The organism is Pseudomonas sp. BO3-4, assembly GCF_034044115.1.
GTDB lineage: Bacteria > Pseudomonadota > Gammaproteobacteria > Pseudomonadales > Pseudomonadaceae > Aquipseudomonas > Aquipseudomonas alloputida.
Genome location: NZ_CP139018.1, coordinates 3,172,901 through 3,188,574, shown reverse-complemented (window position 1 = coordinate 3,188,574; position 15,674 = coordinate 3,172,901). Strand labels below are relative to the sequence as shown.

14 protein-coding genes and 1 pseudogene are annotated in these 15,674 nt (G+C 61.2%); 9 read left to right on the top strand and 6 right to left on the bottom strand.

Translation table 11 applies throughout. The annotated features are described in order from the left end of the window. Positions 1–5 precede the first annotated feature (5 nt). Together ftsH and REH59_RS14840 are read right to left on the bottom strand one after the other, a co-directional pair. Positions 6–1,847 (bottom strand): ATP-dependent zinc metalloprotease FtsH, encoded by a 1,842-nt coding sequence (gene ftsH, locus REH59_RS14845; RefSeq protein WP_128573893.1) that lies wholly within the window; start codon positions 1,845–1,847, stop codon positions 6–8. Between the two features lie 26 nt (positions 1,848–1,873). Beyond that, on the bottom strand, positions 1,874–2,521 hold the full coding sequence (locus tag REH59_RS14840; protein WP_004374591.1) for a BON domain-containing protein: 648 nt from the start codon (positions 2,519–2,521) through the stop codon (positions 1,874–1,876). Positions 2,522–2,709: 188 nt separating this feature from the next. Here REH59_RS14840 and REH59_RS14835 point away from each other — a divergent pair, with 188 nt between their 5' ends. The 3 genes from REH59_RS14835 to REH59_RS14825 all read left to right on the top strand — a co-directional run bounded on the left by REH59_RS14835 (position 2,710) and on the right by REH59_RS14825 (position 6,305). Continuing rightward, on the top strand, positions 2,710–2,964 hold the full coding sequence (locus REH59_RS14835) for a hypothetical protein (RefSeq protein WP_004374594.1): 255 nt from the start codon (positions 2,710–2,712) through the stop codon (positions 2,962–2,964). A 6-nt stretch (positions 2,965–2,970) separates the two neighbouring features. Then, a complete protein-coding gene (locus tag REH59_RS14830; protein WP_014861984.1) occupies positions 2,971–5,253 on the top strand; it encodes a heavy metal translocating P-type ATPase in 2,283 nt (760 codons plus the stop codon). Between the two features lie 161 nt (positions 5,254–5,414). Beyond that, positions 5,415–6,305: a universal stress protein gene (locus REH59_RS14825; protein ID WP_004374598.1), complete on the top strand. Its 891-nt coding sequence runs from the start codon at positions 5,415–5,417 to the stop codon at positions 6,303–6,305. A 14-nt stretch (positions 6,306–6,319) separates the two neighbouring features. On the opposite strand, the gene REH59_RS14820 is transcribed toward REH59_RS14825, so the two are convergent. Continuing rightward, positions 6,320–6,445, bottom strand: coding sequence for a hypothetical protein (locus tag REH59_RS14820; RefSeq protein ID WP_014756736.1), 126 nt, complete (start codon positions 6,443–6,445; stop codon positions 6,320–6,322). Between the two features lie 78 nt (positions 6,446–6,523). On the opposite strand from REH59_RS14820, the gene REH59_RS14815 reads away from it, so the two are divergent. Continuing rightward, positions 6,524–7,402 carry a universal stress protein gene (locus tag REH59_RS14815; RefSeq protein ID WP_014861983.1) on the top strand — a complete coding sequence of 293 codons (879 nt, stop codon included), beginning with the start codon at positions 6,524–6,526 and terminating at the stop codon, positions 7,400–7,402. A gap of 1 nt (position 7,403) precedes the next feature. On the opposite strand, the gene REH59_RS14810 is transcribed toward REH59_RS14815, so the two are convergent. Continuing rightward, positions 7,404–7,976, bottom strand: coding sequence for a bifunctional pyr operon transcriptional regulator/uracil phosphoribosyltransferase PyrR (locus REH59_RS14810; protein WP_014861982.1), 573 nt, complete (start codon positions 7,974–7,976; stop codon positions 7,404–7,406). Between the two features lie 321 nt (positions 7,977–8,297). On the opposite strand from REH59_RS14810, the gene REH59_RS14805 reads away from it, so the two are divergent. The 3 genes from REH59_RS14805 (at position 8,298) to REH59_RS14795 (ending at position 10,591) form a co-directional block, all read left to right on the top strand. Beyond that, on the top strand, positions 8,298–9,491 hold the full coding sequence (locus REH59_RS14805) for a cation:proton antiporter (RefSeq protein ID WP_014861981.1): 1,194 nt from the start codon (positions 8,298–8,300) through the stop codon (positions 9,489–9,491). A 232-nt stretch (positions 9,492–9,723) separates the two neighbouring features. Then, entirely contained in the window at positions 9,724–10,161 is a 438-nt protein-coding gene (locus tag REH59_RS14800) for a YeeE/YedE family protein (RefSeq protein ID WP_014861979.1), read from the top strand. Between the two features lies 1 nt (position 10,162). Beyond that, a complete protein-coding gene (locus REH59_RS14795) occupies positions 10,163–10,591 on the top strand; it encodes a DUF6691 family protein (RefSeq protein ID WP_004577360.1) in 429 nt (142 codons plus the stop codon). 1,794 nt (positions 10,592–12,385) lie between these two features. Here the strand turns inward: REH59_RS14795 and REH59_RS14790 are convergent. Continuing rightward, complete coding sequence (locus REH59_RS14790) at positions 12,386–13,582, bottom strand: IS256 family transposase (RefSeq protein WP_014861978.1); 1,197 nt, start codon at positions 13,580–13,582, stop codon at positions 12,386–12,388. 126 nt (positions 13,583–13,708) lie between these two features. On the opposite strand from REH59_RS14790, the pseudogene REH59_RS14785 reads away from it, so the two are divergent. Further along, positions 13,709–13,957, top strand: a pseudogene (locus REH59_RS14785) (IS3 family transposase); the annotation flags it as partial. Positions 13,958–14,006: 49 nt separating this feature from the next. On the opposite strand, the gene REH59_RS14780 reads toward REH59_RS14785, so the two are convergent. Beyond that, the gene (locus REH59_RS14780) at positions 14,007–14,897 is read right to left on the bottom strand and encodes a LysR family transcriptional regulator (protein WP_014861977.1); all 891 of its coding nucleotides are present in this window, start codon (positions 14,895–14,897) and stop codon (positions 14,007–14,009) included. A gap of 146 nt (positions 14,898–15,043) precedes the next feature. Here REH59_RS14780 and REH59_RS14775 point away from each other — a divergent pair, with 146 nt between their 5' ends. Beyond that, positions 15,044–15,664, top strand: coding sequence for a TetR/AcrR family transcriptional regulator (locus REH59_RS14775; RefSeq protein ID WP_014861976.1), 621 nt, complete (start codon positions 15,044–15,046; stop codon positions 15,662–15,664). The last annotated feature ends 10 nt before the right edge of the window (positions 15,665–15,674 follow it).

Below are 15,674 nucleotides of genomic sequence, written 5' to 3'. Positions count from 1 at the left end.
GCGGTTCATTTCGTTGCATCGACCAGCACATAGGTGGCGGGCTCATTGGCTTGCGGTTGCAACGCCGGGAATTCTTCGGGGGTGATGGTCTCCTTGGCCAGCAACAGACGCGCGCCTGCATCCAGGTCGTCGCGGCGCTGCTCCAGCAAAGCCCGGGCGCGGCCATAGGCTTCTTCGAGCAAGCCGCGGACAGCGAGGTCGATCTCGCGCGCGGTTTGCTCCGAGTAGTCCTTGCGCTCCTGACGCAACAGCGAGTCACCCAGATAGCCGGCTTGCTGGCGCTCAAGGACCGCCTGGCCCAGTACCGGGCTCATGCCGAAGCGGGTGACCAGCTGGCGGGCGATATCGGTGGCGCGCCCGAGGTCGTCGGCGGCCCCCGTGGAGACCTGGCCGAACACAAGGTGCTCGGCGGCGCGCCCGGCCATCAGCACGACAAGGCGGTCACGCAGCATCTGCGTGCTGATCAGGTAGCGGTCATCGGTCGGCCGTTGCAGGGTGTAGCCCAGTGAACCCGCGGCGCGGGGAATGATCGACACCTTGTGCACCGGGTCCATCGCCGGCAGGCTACTGGCGGCCAGGGCATGGCCCATTTCGTGGTACGCCACCACCTGGCGCTCGTCGCTGCGCAATACGCTGCCTTTGCGCTCGATGCCCGCCACCAGTCGCTCGACCGCAGCGGTGAAGTCCTGCAACTCGACCCACTGGCTGGATCGCCGGGTGGCAACGATGGCAGCCTCGTTGACCAGGTTGGCCAGGTCGGCGCCCGTCAGGCCCGGGGTGATCTCGGCAATCCGCTCGCAGTCCAGGTCGTTCTTGTAGATGATCTTGTGCAGGTGGACTTTCAGGATCGCCAGGCGGCCCTTGCGGTCGGGCCGGTCGATGAGAATCTGCCGGTCGAAGCGCCCGGCACGCAGCAGCGCCGGGTCCAGCACTTCCGGGCGATTGGTCGCTGCCAACAGCACCACGCCTTCCCGTGGGTCGAAGCCGTCGAGCTCGGCGAGCAACTGATTGAGGGTTTGCTCTTTCTCGTCATTGCCGCCAAAGCTGCCGACGCCGCGCATCTTGCCCAGGGCATCCAGCTCATCGATGAAGATGATGCAAGGCGCCGCTTGGCGGGCCTGGTCGAACAGGTCACGCACCCGGGCGGCACCCACGCCCACGAACATCTCCACGAACTCCGAGCCGGAAATCGAGAAAAATGGCACCGCTGCTTCCCCGGCGATGGCCTTGGCGACCAGGGTCTTGCCGGTGCCGGGTGGGCCTACCAGCAGCGTGCCCTTGGGCACATGGGCGCCAAGGCGCGCATACCACGCCTTGTTTTTCAGGAAGGACACGATCTCGGTCAGCTCGCCCTTGACGTCGTCGATACCGGCCACGTCGGCGAAAGTCACCTGGGTGTCGTGTTCGACATAGACCCGCGCACGCGACTTGCCCACCCCCATCAACCCGCCCAACCCCTGTTTCTGCCCCAGGCCATGAAACAGGAAGTACCACAGCGCCAGCATCATCAACAGCGGCATCAACGCGCCCATCACGGTCGCTACCGTGTTGCCCTCGACGACGCCAGAGAACGCGACTCCAGAGCGTCCCAGCTGCTCGCTCAGAGCCGGGTCGACGCGAACGGTGGAGAATACCGAGTGGCCATCGATCGGCTCCTGCAGCCTGCCGAGGATCCGCTCGTGCTCGATATGCAGGTCGCTGACCTTCTGCTGATCGAGTAGTTGCAGGAACTGGCTGTAAGGAATGGCTTGCACGGCCGGCTGGCTGAACAGGCCGAACTGCACGGCAGCGAGCACTGCCAGGCCAACTGCCAGGAGGTAGAGCGTCCAGGGCTTATCCTTGTTCATGGCCATCTGTCCTCGGCGCGGCGGCGCTAGGCGATCAACAGATAATCTTCGACCTTGCTGACGCCCGGCACCGACCAGGCCGCACGCTCGACCACTTCTCGCTCGCGCAGCAAGTGCACCTTGCCTTCCAGCTTGACCACACCACCGTCGACCGTGACGCGGATGCCTTCGGCCTCGATTTCGGCGCTGCGCTTGAGTGCGTCCTCGATGTGGCGCTTGATATCGACCACGTCGGCCCGGGCTTTGAGGGTGATGCGGTTGTGTACGCCAACCACACCCGACAGGCGCAAGACCGCCTGTTCGATCACTTCCTTCTGGTATTGCCAATCGAGCTGGCCTTCCAGGGTCACCGTCCCTTTTTGCACGGTGACCTGGATGCCCTCCACGTTGGCGTCCGAGCTCCAGGCGATGATGTTCAGGGCACGGCTGGCAATCGTGTCGTCAGCGGTACCTTCGAGCTTGTTCAGGCGTACCTCTATCTCCTCTGCCAGGCCGCGCACGCCTTTCATGGCCTTGACCGTGCGCTCGGCACTGACTTTCTGGGCGTAGCTGTTGACGTGCCCGGAGAGGGTCACCACGCCGTTCTGCACCGTCACACCGATGCTGGCTGCATTGATATCGGGTTTGAATTCCAGCTCTTCGAGCACAAGGTCTCGCAGGTCAAGGTCGTTCATGATCGGCTCCGGTAGCAGATAGGGTAGGGGCGGTGCCCTGAGTCTTTGTTTCTACCCTTGTGCCCCCCAGCGCGATTGATAAAGGTCAAACCGGGTGAACAGGCCGGTCGCGGTTGACAAATGTCAGGCGTGCGGCGCACGCCGCCATCGATACTTAGCGTGTCCTGGCCATGCACGAGGGTACCGACATGCGACGTTATGTGCTTTGCGGGTGGGCAAGCCTGTTGCTGGTTACCGCGTCCGGCTGCACGGCGTGGCGCGCCCAGGAATACGATGCGCGCCTGGAATCAGCGGAGAACAACGCCGCCACCGCAAGGTTGCGCGCCGATCAAGTGTGTTACCGCATCGATCTGGTCGAGCAGACCGCCAACGAGGCCCTAAAGCGGGCAACTCAGGCTCAGGAGGAAGTGCAGCAACTGCGCCAGCAGGCCAGACGCAAGTAGCCCGCCATGCCACGTCGATGGCTCGACCCCGCACTGCTGGTGGTCTGCACGCTGGCCCTGCTGACTGGCGGCGTGGCCTATGCGGCGCAGCGGCCTGCCTGGGCCGCGCTGGTGTGGGCAACTGGTGGCCTGGTCATGGCCGGGGTCCTGGCGGTGGAAATGTTCAGGCGCCTAGCCCGGGGTGAGGCGGGTATCGACCTGATTGCCTTGCTGTCGATCACCGCCGCCCTGGCCCTGGAGAACATGCTGGTGGCTGCGGTGGTCGCGCTGATGCTGGCCACTGGCCGAGCACTTGAAGCGTTCAGCGTGCGTCATGCCGAGCGCGAATTGCGGGCGCTGATCGACCGAGCGCCGCAACGTGCCTGGATCCAGGAGCAAGACGGGCTGCGCGAAGTTGCGGTGGATCAGGTCAGGCCAGGGCAGGCCGTGCTGGTGCGCCTGGGTGAAATCGTGCCCGTGGACGGGCGCCTGCAGAGTCCCCAGGCCACCCTGGACGAGGCGGCGCTGACCGGGGAGTCGTTACCCGTCACTCGTCATTGCGGCGAGCCGGTGGCCAGCGGGGTGTGCAACGCCGGCGCGCCGATGGTGCTGGTGGCCACGCAGACTGCGGCACAAAGCACCTATGCCGGCATCGTGCGCCTGGCCGAGGCGGCACGCCAGTCACGGGCGCCCTTCGTGCGCCTGGCTGACCGCTACGCGCTGGCGTTCATCCCGCTGACGTTGCTGATCGCCGCGCTCGCCTGGTGGGCCAGTGGCGACCCGCAACGCGTGCTGGCGGTGCTGGTGGTCGCCACACCTTGCCCCCTGATATTGGCGGTGCCGATTGCCGTGCTGTCGGGCATCTCGCGAGCGGCGCGGCGTAGCATTCTGGTGCGCGATGGCGCGGTACTGGAGGCGCTCGCCGGGATCCGCCAGGTTTTTCTCGACAAGACCGGTACCTTGACCAGCGGCCATGCTCGGCTGCAATCGATCGAGCTTAACGGGGAGGGCGCGCCGCTGCAGATCTTGCAGTGGGCCGCGTCATTGGCCCAGGCATCCACCCACCCGATCGCTCGGGCTATTGTCGATGCGGCCCTCGCGCGGGGCCTGAGCCTGGCGGCGCCGCAACAGGTGCAGGAGGCGCCAGGCCAAGGGTTGGCCGGCCTGGTACAAGGCAAAGCCGTGCGCTTGGGGCTGCTGGCTTACGTGCAGCAGGGCAGGGATGCGGGCCCTTGGGCACAGGTGTGCTTGCAACAGCTGGACTATCTGGCCAGCAGTGGCAGTTTCGTAGCCGTGGACGGTGAATTGAAAGCGATGCTGCGGCTGGCCGACGATGTGCGTCGGGAAACCCCTCAGACCCTGCGCCGGCTTCGAGCCCGCGGCATCGACCAGATTGTCATGCTGACTGGCGACCGCCCCCAGACGGCGCAAATGATCGCGCTGACAGCGGGTATCGATGCGCTTCACTCTGGCCTCTCACCGCAGGACAAGGTCCGCCTGGTGCAGGAAGGTTGCCGAAAAGGTCCCACGCTGATGGTCGGGGATGGCATCAATGATGCGCCAGCACTGGCTGCCGCCGATGTCGGGGTTGCCATGGGCGCGTCCGGCGTGACTGCTTCGGCACAGTCAGCCGGCGTGGTCTTGCTGGTCGACAGGCTGGATCGTCTGATCGAAGCGCTCGACATCGCCCGACACACCGTGCACATCGCCCGGCAAGGCGTGTGGGTGGGCATGAGCCTCTCGCTGCTGGCCATGCTGTTCGCTGCGGCCGGCTACCTGCCTGCGGTGATGGGGGCGGTACTGCAGGAAGGCATCGACCTGTTGATCATCCTCAACGCCCTTCGCGCCCTCGGCCCGGTTGCGGGCGATGGCCACAACGGGTTGCCGACCGAGAGCCTGCAGCGCATGCAGGACGAGCATCGACAACTGGACGGGGTGTTGACCGACCTGAGCCAGATGGCGCGGGACTTTGCCAGCCGCCCTGCGGAGCAGGCGCGGGCCGACCTCGGGCGCCTGGTCGCCGCCCTGCATGGCTCGCTGGAGCGCCATGAGCGGGACGACGAGCAGCAGCTGTACCCCCTGTTGAGCCGCTACATGGGAGGCGAGGATCCGCTCTCGCCGCTCAGCCATACCCACCGGGAAATGTTCAGACTGATCCATTTGCTGACGCGCATGAACGAGGATTTCGCCCAGGCCGCCGCCAACCCGAGCGCCGACGAAATCCAGCACCAGCTCATACGCCTGGATACCTTGGCAAAACTGCATTTCGACCAGGAGGAGGCCTTGTACCGTTACCTTGACCAACATTGAACACCGCTGCGGGCATTTGCACGCTTGATAAAAATCAAGCGCCAAGGGCAGCGTTGACCGGATGCTGGCAGCAGCGGTCAATCACTGCCGGCCGAAAAGCCCCGTCTCGATGCAACCCGAGCGACCTGAGTGATCAGGCCGGCCCACCGTTGGAGGCCATCATGAGTCACTATCAACGGCTGTTGCTGATCATGCGTCCAATGCTGCACCAGGCGGTCGCCCTGGAGCAGGCTGTTGCACTGGCCAGATCGGCATCGGCCAGCCTGCACATCGTCGCCTTGCTCGAGTCATTGGACAAACTCTGGCTGCTGGAGTCCGGTAAGCATCAAGCGGAGCGGGAGGCTTATCGGCTTGCTCAGCATGAACAGCTGGAAGCCCAGGCAAACGCACTGCGTGCCTCCGGCGTGCAGGTGACGACCGAGGTGGCCTGGAGTAACGACCTGCAGGATGACATTCTGCAGCACGTGCTGGAGATGCAACCGGACCTGCTGCTCAAGCAGGTCGAGCATGAGCCTGCGCTCAAGCGCGCCTTCTTCACGCCGCTTGACTGGCAACTGTTGCGCCACTGCCCGGTCCCGGTCTACTTGCTCGGTGCCAGCCAGCCGGCGTTGCCGCGCCAGATCGTGGCGGCGGTGGACGTGGCCGACACCTCGCCAGAGGGGCAAGCCCGAAATGACAGCATCGTCCAGCAGGCCGGTGCTTTGGCCTTGCAGACAGGGGCGCAACTGGACCTGCTGCACGCCTGCGATCTGTCGATGGCCTACATGGGCGATATGGGGTATGCCGCCTGGGCCATCGGTGACATTGCCGAGCCCTTGCGCCAAGCGCTGGAGGATGATTTCAGGAAACTGGCCGAACGCTTCGGCGCACCACCGCAACGTTGCCATTTCGTGCTCGGACGCCCGGTCGCGGTGCTCAGCGCATACGTCGAATCACAGCCGGTGGAGGTACTGGTCCTGGGGCGGCCCATCGCACGGGGACTGGACCGTCTGTTCGGCAGTACCACCGAACATGTGTTGTACCAGGTACCTTGCAACATCCTGGTGGTGTAGGAACGTGCGGATGACTACGCCATGGGCGGGAGGCGCTCGGCGACCAGGGCGCTGGTGGCGACGATGTCCAGCCGGGCCTGGCAAGGGGCGGGCAGGCGAAAGGGCTTGATGCTGTCGGCGACCAGGATGCGTTCGAACATCCCGTTTTGGAACAGCGCCCCGCGCTGCTGAAGCTGCGGCGGCGTAGGCTATCCTGCAGCCGCACCGGGAGGTGCCCGATGAGCCCGTATCGCCGGATTTTGCTGATCATGACCAAGGCTCAAGCCAATGCCGCGCTGGACCGGGCCATGGCCCTGGCTGCGGCGTCTGGTGCTGCCCTGCACGTGCTGGGTATTCATGAACCCGGCGAACTGCGCCTGCGCCACGAGTTGCCGACAACCCCGCGGCCTTGCGTTTCATTCGTGCATTTCAGCACAGCGCTCAAGGCGCTGCTCGATGAACAGCCGGCAAGGGGGGCAAGCCCAGGTTTCGAGGCCGTGGAAACCTCCGATCCCCGAGACCTGGTGCCGGCCTGCATTGCCCGCTATGCGCCTGACCTGGTGATCAAGGACTGCTCGGGCTGTTCCCTGATCGATCAGCGGGCCCGGACTTCACTTGACCAGGTACTGTTGCATGGGAGCGAGGTGCCGTTGATGTTCGTACCGGCGAATGCCCCAGCCATGCCAGCTAGCGTGCTGGTCGCGGTGGATGTATCCCACGCCTCGCCGCTCAATGACGCACTGGTGATGGCCGGTCAGCAACTGGCAACACAATGCCAGGGCCAGCTGAACCTGCTTTCGGCTTACGACCTGCCAATCGCCATGCTGGCAAATCCTGACCTCGCCGGCCCTTGGGCGGATGAGCTGCGGGAATCGCTGCAGTTGCCGTTCGATGCGTTGGCCGATGCCCACGGCATCGCCCACAACCATCGATTCTTCAGCGAAGGTGCGCCGTTGCGTGTCATCAAGTCCCATGTCGCTGCGCTGGGAGCCGATGTGGTGGTGGTCGGCGCCGTGCAGGCCAGGCGTTGGGCCAAGCTGATCGGCGATACCACCGAGCGGCTTGTCAGCCATGCGCCGTGCAGCATCCTGACGATCAGGCCTGCACCTGGCAGTTGAATCAGACGGTATCGCCTGTTCGGCCATGGCGCACCACCTCCACGCAGAATTGACCTTCGTAGGGGGGCACATGGCATTCGACGATATCCTGCGCCGCGACCTGCAGATGAATGCCGACGATATCGGCATGCACCGGTTGGTGGCAGACGTGGCGGTCGACGAGCACCGCGCTGATGATGTGGCGCGCACCCAGTTCGGCGAGGTAGGCGCAGGTGCGTAGCAGAGAGTGCCCTTCGTAGAGCACGTCATCGACCACCAGCAAGGTGGTTGCGGCAAGGTCGAGCTTGGCGAGTTCAGGGTTTTCGGTGAGTTGAGTATGGGCATGCAGGAGGCTCAGGTCGTCTGCATAACGCTTGACCTTGATCGGGTAGAGCGGCAAGGGCGCAGCACCGGTGAGTGCCTGCAGGTGCAGTTGCAAGCGCTGCGCCAGCGGCTCACCACGCCGCTGAATGCCTACCAGTGCCACTTCGGACGCAGGCAGGCAGGCCATGGCCTGGCGGGCCATCGAGCGCAGCACGCTGTCCAGATCGTCTTCGTCATACAGGCGGACCCTCGATGGAGCGGGGCGATTCATGGTGTTTCTCCTTTATTGGATATCCCTGGGCGGGAGCCTACCCGGGCACCTTGAGGTGGGCTTGATAAAAGCCAAGTGATAGCCAGCCGAGTCCGGGCCAGGAACCTGAGTTTCAGTGCATCGCGGATTACTGCATCTACCAGACGGGCGCAGGCACCAATAGCCTGCTGATGACACTGATGGGCCATGGCCGTTACCGGCACGCGAGATCTTTATTACCTGCATAGTTGACCTAAGATAACTTCTGCCGCCTTTCAGATCGTCGCGTTGCGCGGGTAGTGATAGCGTTGCTACATACGCTTTTGATCCCGAGGCGTGGCCATGTATCAGAACCTGGCTGTTCTGGCCGCCTTGCTGGTGCTGTACGCCAGCCTGGCCGGCGCGCTTGAGTCCAAACCTGTCAATGGGCCGCTGTTGTTTCTGCTGGCAGGCCTGGTGGCAGGCCCCTCCGGGCTCGGGTTGTTGAACCTTTCGCTGGACCGCAACGATCTTCGCTTGCTGGCCGAGCTTACCCTCTCAATCGTCCTGTTCAATGATGCCGCCAAGGCCAACCTGACCCAATTGCGGCAATCCCGTAGCCTGCCCTTGCGCTTGCTGACCCTGGGGCTGCCACTGACACTGATTGCGGGCTGGCTTGCTGCCTGGCTGATGTTCCCACGGATGCCCTGGCTGGAGATGGCGCTGTTGTCGACGATACTGGCCCCGACCGACGCCGCCCTCGGCAAGGCCGTCGTAAGCAACCCCGACGTTCCGGCCGATGTGCGCGAGAGCCTGAATGTCGAAAGCGGCTTGAATGACGGCATTTGCGTGCCGGTACTACTCTTGCTGTTGGCATTGTTGACGGAGGCTCACTCGACGATGCCTTTTGCCTTGGCGGGCTACTTCTTCCTGGAGGAGTTGGGTATCGGAGTTCTCACGGGGGCGGCGCTTGCGCTGTTGGTAGGCGGGTTGTTACGTCTGTCGCAACGCCATTGCCTGCAGATCGAGGCCTGGCAGCAACTGGTGATGCCCGCGCTGGCATTACTGAGCTTCGCCAGCGCTCAGGCACTGGGGGGCAGCGGTTTTATCGCCGCGTTCTGCGCAGGGCTGCTGACAGGTTACCTGTTCAAACGGGAAACCCAGCCGTTGATCGTCACCGGCGAGTCGTGCGGTGAAGCGCTGTCACTGCTGACCTGGGTGGTGTTTGGCGCCTATGTGGCGCCCAAGGCTTCGCAGATCATGGCACCCTCCGTCTGGTTCTACGCACTTTCGAGCCTGTCGCTGGTGCGAATGCTGCCTGTCTGGTTCAGCCTGGCGGGGAGCACACTCAGCGCCGAGAGCCGCTTGTTCATCGGCTGGTTCGGCCCCCGTGGGCTCGCGTCCATCGTGTTCGCGATACTGATACTGGATGCGCCGTTGCAAGAGGCTGGCACGATCATCGCGTGCACTATCGCTTGCGTTCTGCTCAGCGTGGTATTGCACGGCATGAGTGCATTGCCGGGGGCGCGGCGGCTGGGGCGCAGCGCACGAGAATGAGGGTGTGACAGGGGGGCGACCGGTTTCATCAAGGCCTGTACGCGCAGGAGGGCACCATGAGTCATCCAGCAAAGAAAATGGGCTTGGTGGCTGGCTGGGGCGGTCATGCTGATCTGGACCCGTGGCTGGCCATGGGCCCGAAGGGCCGTCGCGAAGGGGTGGATTCCAGCGGTGCAGGCACAGCGTTAAGATGGAACCGGTTCATTTCTGCAGTTGGATAGGGAGCACTGAAATGTTGGTTGATATGGCTGCCTTCACACCGTGGTCGGCTCTGGCAGGCGGAGCACTAATAGGCCTGGCCGCCGGGCTGTTCGTGGTGGCGAACGGACGCATTGCCGGTATCAGCGGTTTGCTCGGCTCGCTGTTGCAGCGCACGGGAGAAGGGCAAGGCGAGAAACTGTCGTTTCTGCTGGGCATCATCGCGGCGCCACTTTTGTGGCGAGCGTTCTCGGCAATGCCCCAGGTACATTTCAGTACGGCCCCCTGGTTGCTCATGGTCGCGGGGCTTCTGGTGGGCGTGGGTACCCGCTATGGCAGCGGCTGCACCAGTGGCCATGGTGTGTGCGGCCTTTCTCGCCTGTCCCCTCGCTCGGCGGTGGCCACGTTGTGCTTCATGGCGGCCGGCTTTGCCACCGTCTTCGTGGTTCGCCACCTTTACCCAGGAGCATGAAATGACCCGGATCAGCGCATTCATCGCGGGGTTGCTGTTCGGCATGGGGTTGTTGCTGTCGGGCATGGCAAACCCCACCAAGGTACTGGGGTTTCTCGACCTCGCGGGGCAGTGGGACCCGTCACTGGCACTCGTCATGGTGGGCGCCATCGGTGTTGCACTGCTGCCGATGGCTTGGGCGCGTCAGCACGCTGTGTCCTTGCTCGGCGGCGCGATGCAGTTGCCTGCCCGGCGCGACATTGACCGACGGCTAGTGGGTGGCAGCCTGATCTTCGGCATTGGCTGGGGGCTAGCCGGGGTGTGCCCAGGGCCGGCCCTGGTGCTGCTGGCCGGCGGGTTTTGGCAAGGCTGGCTGTTTGTGGCAGCGATGCTGGCCGGCATGGCGCTGTTCAATGGGCTGGAAGTGCTTAGTAAAAGCCGCCAGGCGTAAAGCAAGCTGCGGCCGTGCCGCCTAGACAACAGCGGGTGGGTTTCATTGGGTGAGGGCAGAGGAGACAACCCCGTTGGCCTTACCGACGACATGGAACCACCCGTTATCATTGCCATCCCGACGAAAGTCGCCCATTGAAGGCGGGTGAGGGCGCGGCCAGTTGCATAGTCGTCTGTAGCCCTCGGCCACGTTTAGGGGGCGGGGAAGGAGGCCAGGTAGGCTCGCACCGTCGGCTGTTCTTCGGTCAGCTGCTGGAAATTCAGCATCAGAAAGCACCGGTAACTTTCGAAGACAGGGTGATAACGATGACATGGGACAACCTGAATAAAGAATGGCGCTGAGGAATACACAATATCCCGGCCTGAGAGTTATCGGATATTGAGGGAAGCGTGAAGGGCACTTTCCAGACAGGCTATGCGTATAACTCAACTAAATATTCATTTAGTCGAGTTGGGTCGCGCGCTTACATAAAAGAAGGGTAGTTTGGTATTTATTGCTCGACAATGCAACCGACTGGCTTTATCTCAGGTTCTCTGGGTTATCGGGCTGCGGGCGCACGCTGATATCGGACAGCTTCGTGGCAAACTGAAGCGCTCAGGTAGCCTGGAATTGGGCTTTGAGGATACAGAATGGCTGGCGTGCACCCGCGCGCCAGGCAGATTTAACGGGTGTACTGACTGAGACAGAGCTGTACAGGGCGATGATTTTGACCGATTTTATCGTTTATTGAGTGAGTAAACCGCTCTAGGTTGAGGGGTTGCCAAGGTTAGGCGAAAGCGTCTATTGGGATTGATCTGGGCATTTAGGCTATTGAAAGGTCGTGGCGTCTGTGCCAATCAGAGCCAAATACGATTGGAAAAACCAGGCTCTACAAATATCTCATGCTTTATTTTCACCTGGATAATGATGAGCTACCTGAAACAGATCTCACCGATATTGCGTGTTCGGAACCGTACAGGATTGACAGCGCAACCGCAGTCACTCGAGGCCATCGCGCTTAAAGTTTCTTCTGATTTCACAGGTTCGACCTCTGGTCAGAAAAAGGAGTTCGCGCCGATGCTTGTGTTTTCATCGATGAGTAAGCATACGCGGCCTTCGCAAGTCTTCAGAAATAGCAAAGGCGCTGGCGTCGCGCCAGGAAGCGCCTTGTATCCATGGCATCGGTGGACAGAAGCGTTGAATGGGTCTGCGGCTGTGAGAGCGATCCGAGCAGCAAGATGGATTGGAATGAGGCAAAAAAATCGGCCTAGGTCGATTTACTTTCGAGATTAGGGTAAGAGGCTTCCGTGTACTGTCACAGCTGGAAAGGCGCCTGAGCTGTCATGTACCTGGCTTTAAATCTGCCCACCCAGCGGTACCGGTGACTAATACGCAGTTATGCATAATGAGTATTATGTTAAATAATGTGCTATGTAAGGGAGCCAGGGTCAGTGTCCGTTTCCATTAACCCCCTCGCGACTTCGGAATTTCGGAACTTTTCCTATGAGACTCGCAAGCACTTGGAGTTTTTTAGCGAAAATTTAGAACAGCCTCGCCCGAAAGTGCTCAATTTCGAAATTCTTTCTCCACATGATCAACCTTCAGCACTCGATCCTTGCGCTTTCAATCCAACTACAATGGACCTACACCCATTCCACCACTAACGTGACCAGTGAACCCTATGGTTTCTCCTCGTGCCCAGATGCCCATTTCACCTCCCGGGTTTCGGAATCCAACGGATTGCCTGACTCAGATCAAGATCGTGTCCCGGGAAGTGGTGTAACTCATCATGGCTCTTGCCATTGAGTTCGCCGTTTAGTTGATCACAGCTGACAGCTTGGCTTGTGGATTATCGCTGACCGCTTCGAAGGCCTCCAACTGCATGTAACGTCTTTGCAGGCACCACTCGTCGTTCTGCTCCAGCAGCATCGCGCCTACCAGCCGTGTAATGGCCAGATCGTTGGGGAAAATCCCCACGACATCGGTGCGGCGTTTGATTTCAGCGTTGAGCCGTTCAAGCGGGTTGGTGCTGTGTAACTGCTGCCGGTGCGCCTTGGGAAACGCCATGTGAGCCAGCACTTCATCCTCGCAGCCGTCCATGAGCGTCGCGATCTTCGGGTACTTTTCGCGCAGTTGATCGGCGACCAACCGCCATTGCTGATGGCATTCGGCACGGCTGTCCTGGGCGAAGACCGTGCGCAGCAGCGCCGCTACCATGGTGCGCTGACCTTTGCCGACGTGGGCCATGGCATTGCGCATGAAATGCACACGGCAGCGCTGCCAGGTCGCGTTGAATACCTTGGAAACAGCCGCTTTGAGCCCTTCGTGGGCGTCGGAGATGACCAGCTTCACGCCCCGCAAGCCACGTCGCATGAGGCTGCGCAGGAAGTCTGTCCAGAACGGCTCAGCCTCTGACGGCCCAACCCGCATGCCCAGGACTTCGCGGCCACCGTCGGTGTTCACGGCCACGGCGATTATTACGGCGACCGAGACGATGCGCCCGGCCTCCCGCACCTTGACGTAGGTGGCATCGATCCAGAGATAGGGCCAGTCACCTTCAAGCGGGCGATCAAGGAAAGCGTGAACGCGCTCATCGATCTCACCAGCTAGTCGTGACACCTGGCTTTTAGAAATACCAGTCATGCCCATGGCCTTCACCAGCTCGTCCACCGAGCGTGTTGAAACGCCTTGGATATAAGCCTCCTGAATCACCGCCGCCATGGCCTTTTCGGCGGTGCGTCGAGGTTCGAGGAAGCCAGGAAAGTAGCTGCCCTGGCGCAGTTTGGGAATCTTCAGGTCGACGTCGCCGGCGCGGGTCTGCCACAAGCGATCACGGTAGCCATTGCAGCTGTTTGTCCGGTCAGGGCTTTTGACATCGAAGCCCGCACCGCACAGGCCTTCGACATCGAATTCCATCATGCGCTGGGCAACGAACTGGATCATTTGCTTGAGCAGATCAGCGTCTGCCCCTTTCTCAACCAACTCGGTCAATGCGATAGTGGGCTTGGTCATCGTGGTTTCTCTGGTGAGTGTTTGGTCTTCGCAAACTCAACGTTAGCCAAGAACCACGATGACCATCCTCTTTCGCCTGCAGGGCGCCTTCGGCTGGTTCAGTTACACCACTTCCCGGGACACGATCGAGTCTGGCGTTACCGCTTCAAGCGAAGCATAAGCCAGCGCGGTAACTGCCCAAACAATGCGCCAATGGATCGCTTGTTCTGCAGCTTGAAAACAGGATGGGTGCCGAGTGTGGGCTGCTTGAGCGCCCCGGAGGCACAGCGAGACATCGGCAGGCTCCTGATGCAGCGCTGCAACTGGGAGCGACCGCATCAGTTCAGGGTTGGGCTACCGCCAGTCGTTACCGAGGGAAAACTGAATCAGCCGTAGCCGTTCTAATCAATAAAGGCGGCGCTCCTGCGCCGCCCTTCTGCATTGCTCAAGGCATCAGCCGTCTGAGGGTGCGAATGAAGGCTTTGATCTTGGCATCAAGGTAATCTCTTCCCGCATAAATGGCATACAGGTTCAGTTCCTGTAGCTGGTGATCAGGCAGCACATGCACCAGCGTCCCCTCCTGTAACGCCGGCCTGGCAGCAAAGGCAGGCAATATCCCTACCCCCATTCCCGACTCCAGGGCCCTGACCATTGCCTCGGTAGAGTCGACTTCCAGAAACGCGGGACGGGGTTGAATCGTCTCTGTCTGGCCACCTGACATAAAGCACCACTCGAGTGCATCTGTCATAGGCACCGACAATTGCAGGCAATCGAATCGGATAAGGTCTGCAGGCGTCTGTGGTGCGGCATTGGCGGCCAGGTAGGATGGCGAGGCGCACAAAATGCTCTGAGTCTTACCCAGTTGCCGTGAGATGTATCCGGAGTCAGGCAGCCGATCGGAGGCAATGATCGCAATATCGATACCTTCGCCTAGCAAGTCTGGGAGACGGTTCGAAAGCGTCAGCTCGAAAGTAATCGCTGGATGAAGCTTGCGCAGTTCAGCGATAGCAGGGACTACGAAATGAGCCCCGACCCCCACCATCGCATGCAGGCGCAAACGCCCTTCTGGCAATGACATCGCACCCCGCGCCTCGACTTCAGCCTGATCCACGGTAGAGATAATCCGCCGGCACCATGTGAGGTAGCGTCCACCGGCCTCGGTCAAGATCAACTGCCGCGTATTGCGATTGATCAAGCGCGTTTTCAGATGCTCCTCAAGCTTGGCGATATTGCGGGAAATCGTCGGCACTGCCAGGTGCATCTGCTTGCCAGCAGCGGTAAAGCTCCCCGTCTGCGCTACGCACATGAACGTGCGCATGTTCTGCAAAGTATCCATGACACTGCCTCAAAAAACCCTTGAATGCCTGTTAATTCAGTGAGTCATGACGAACTGCCACGTTGACCCTCAAAAAATACTACGCTATAAATACTGCCAGTGTCTATTGTGACCCACGCCTACCTCGACCTCTGATGCGAGCCAACATGAGCGATACAGCCAAGCCGATCAAAACTGCCAAGCCTCGGAGCCGGTCATCCATCGGAGCTGTGCGCAGCCCCCAAAGCACCGAAGCGATCCTCGATGCGGCGGCTGCCATTCTCAAGGAAAAGGGGTACAAAGCCTTCACCATGGACGCTTTGGTGGAACGAGCAGGTTCCAGCAAACCCACCATCTATCGATGGTGGCGTAGCAAAGGCGCATTACTGCGCGATGTGTACGAGCGTGCCGCTGTGACGTTCGTAACCTCCCCAGATACCGGGGATCTCGAACAAGACCTGATCGAACACTTGCGGTCCTTGTGGGTGTGGTGGCGATCTTCCAGTGCTGGCGAGACGCTGCGCAGCGTGTTTATCGAAATCCAACTCGATATCGAAGCCATCGAAGAGTTTCGGACGGCCTTTCTTCCTCGCCGCGAGCGAACGCTGCGGAACATTTTTGCCAGAGCGGTCAGTAGAGGTGAAATCATCGACGGGCCAGCCATTGATGCTGCCGTAGCGATGCTCACCGGGACATCCTGGTTGCACTTGGTTACCGCAAACCTGGACAACCTTGAAGATATTGATCGGTCTGTTGCACTCGTTGTACGAGGCCTGCGCGTCGGCTGAACCTCTTACG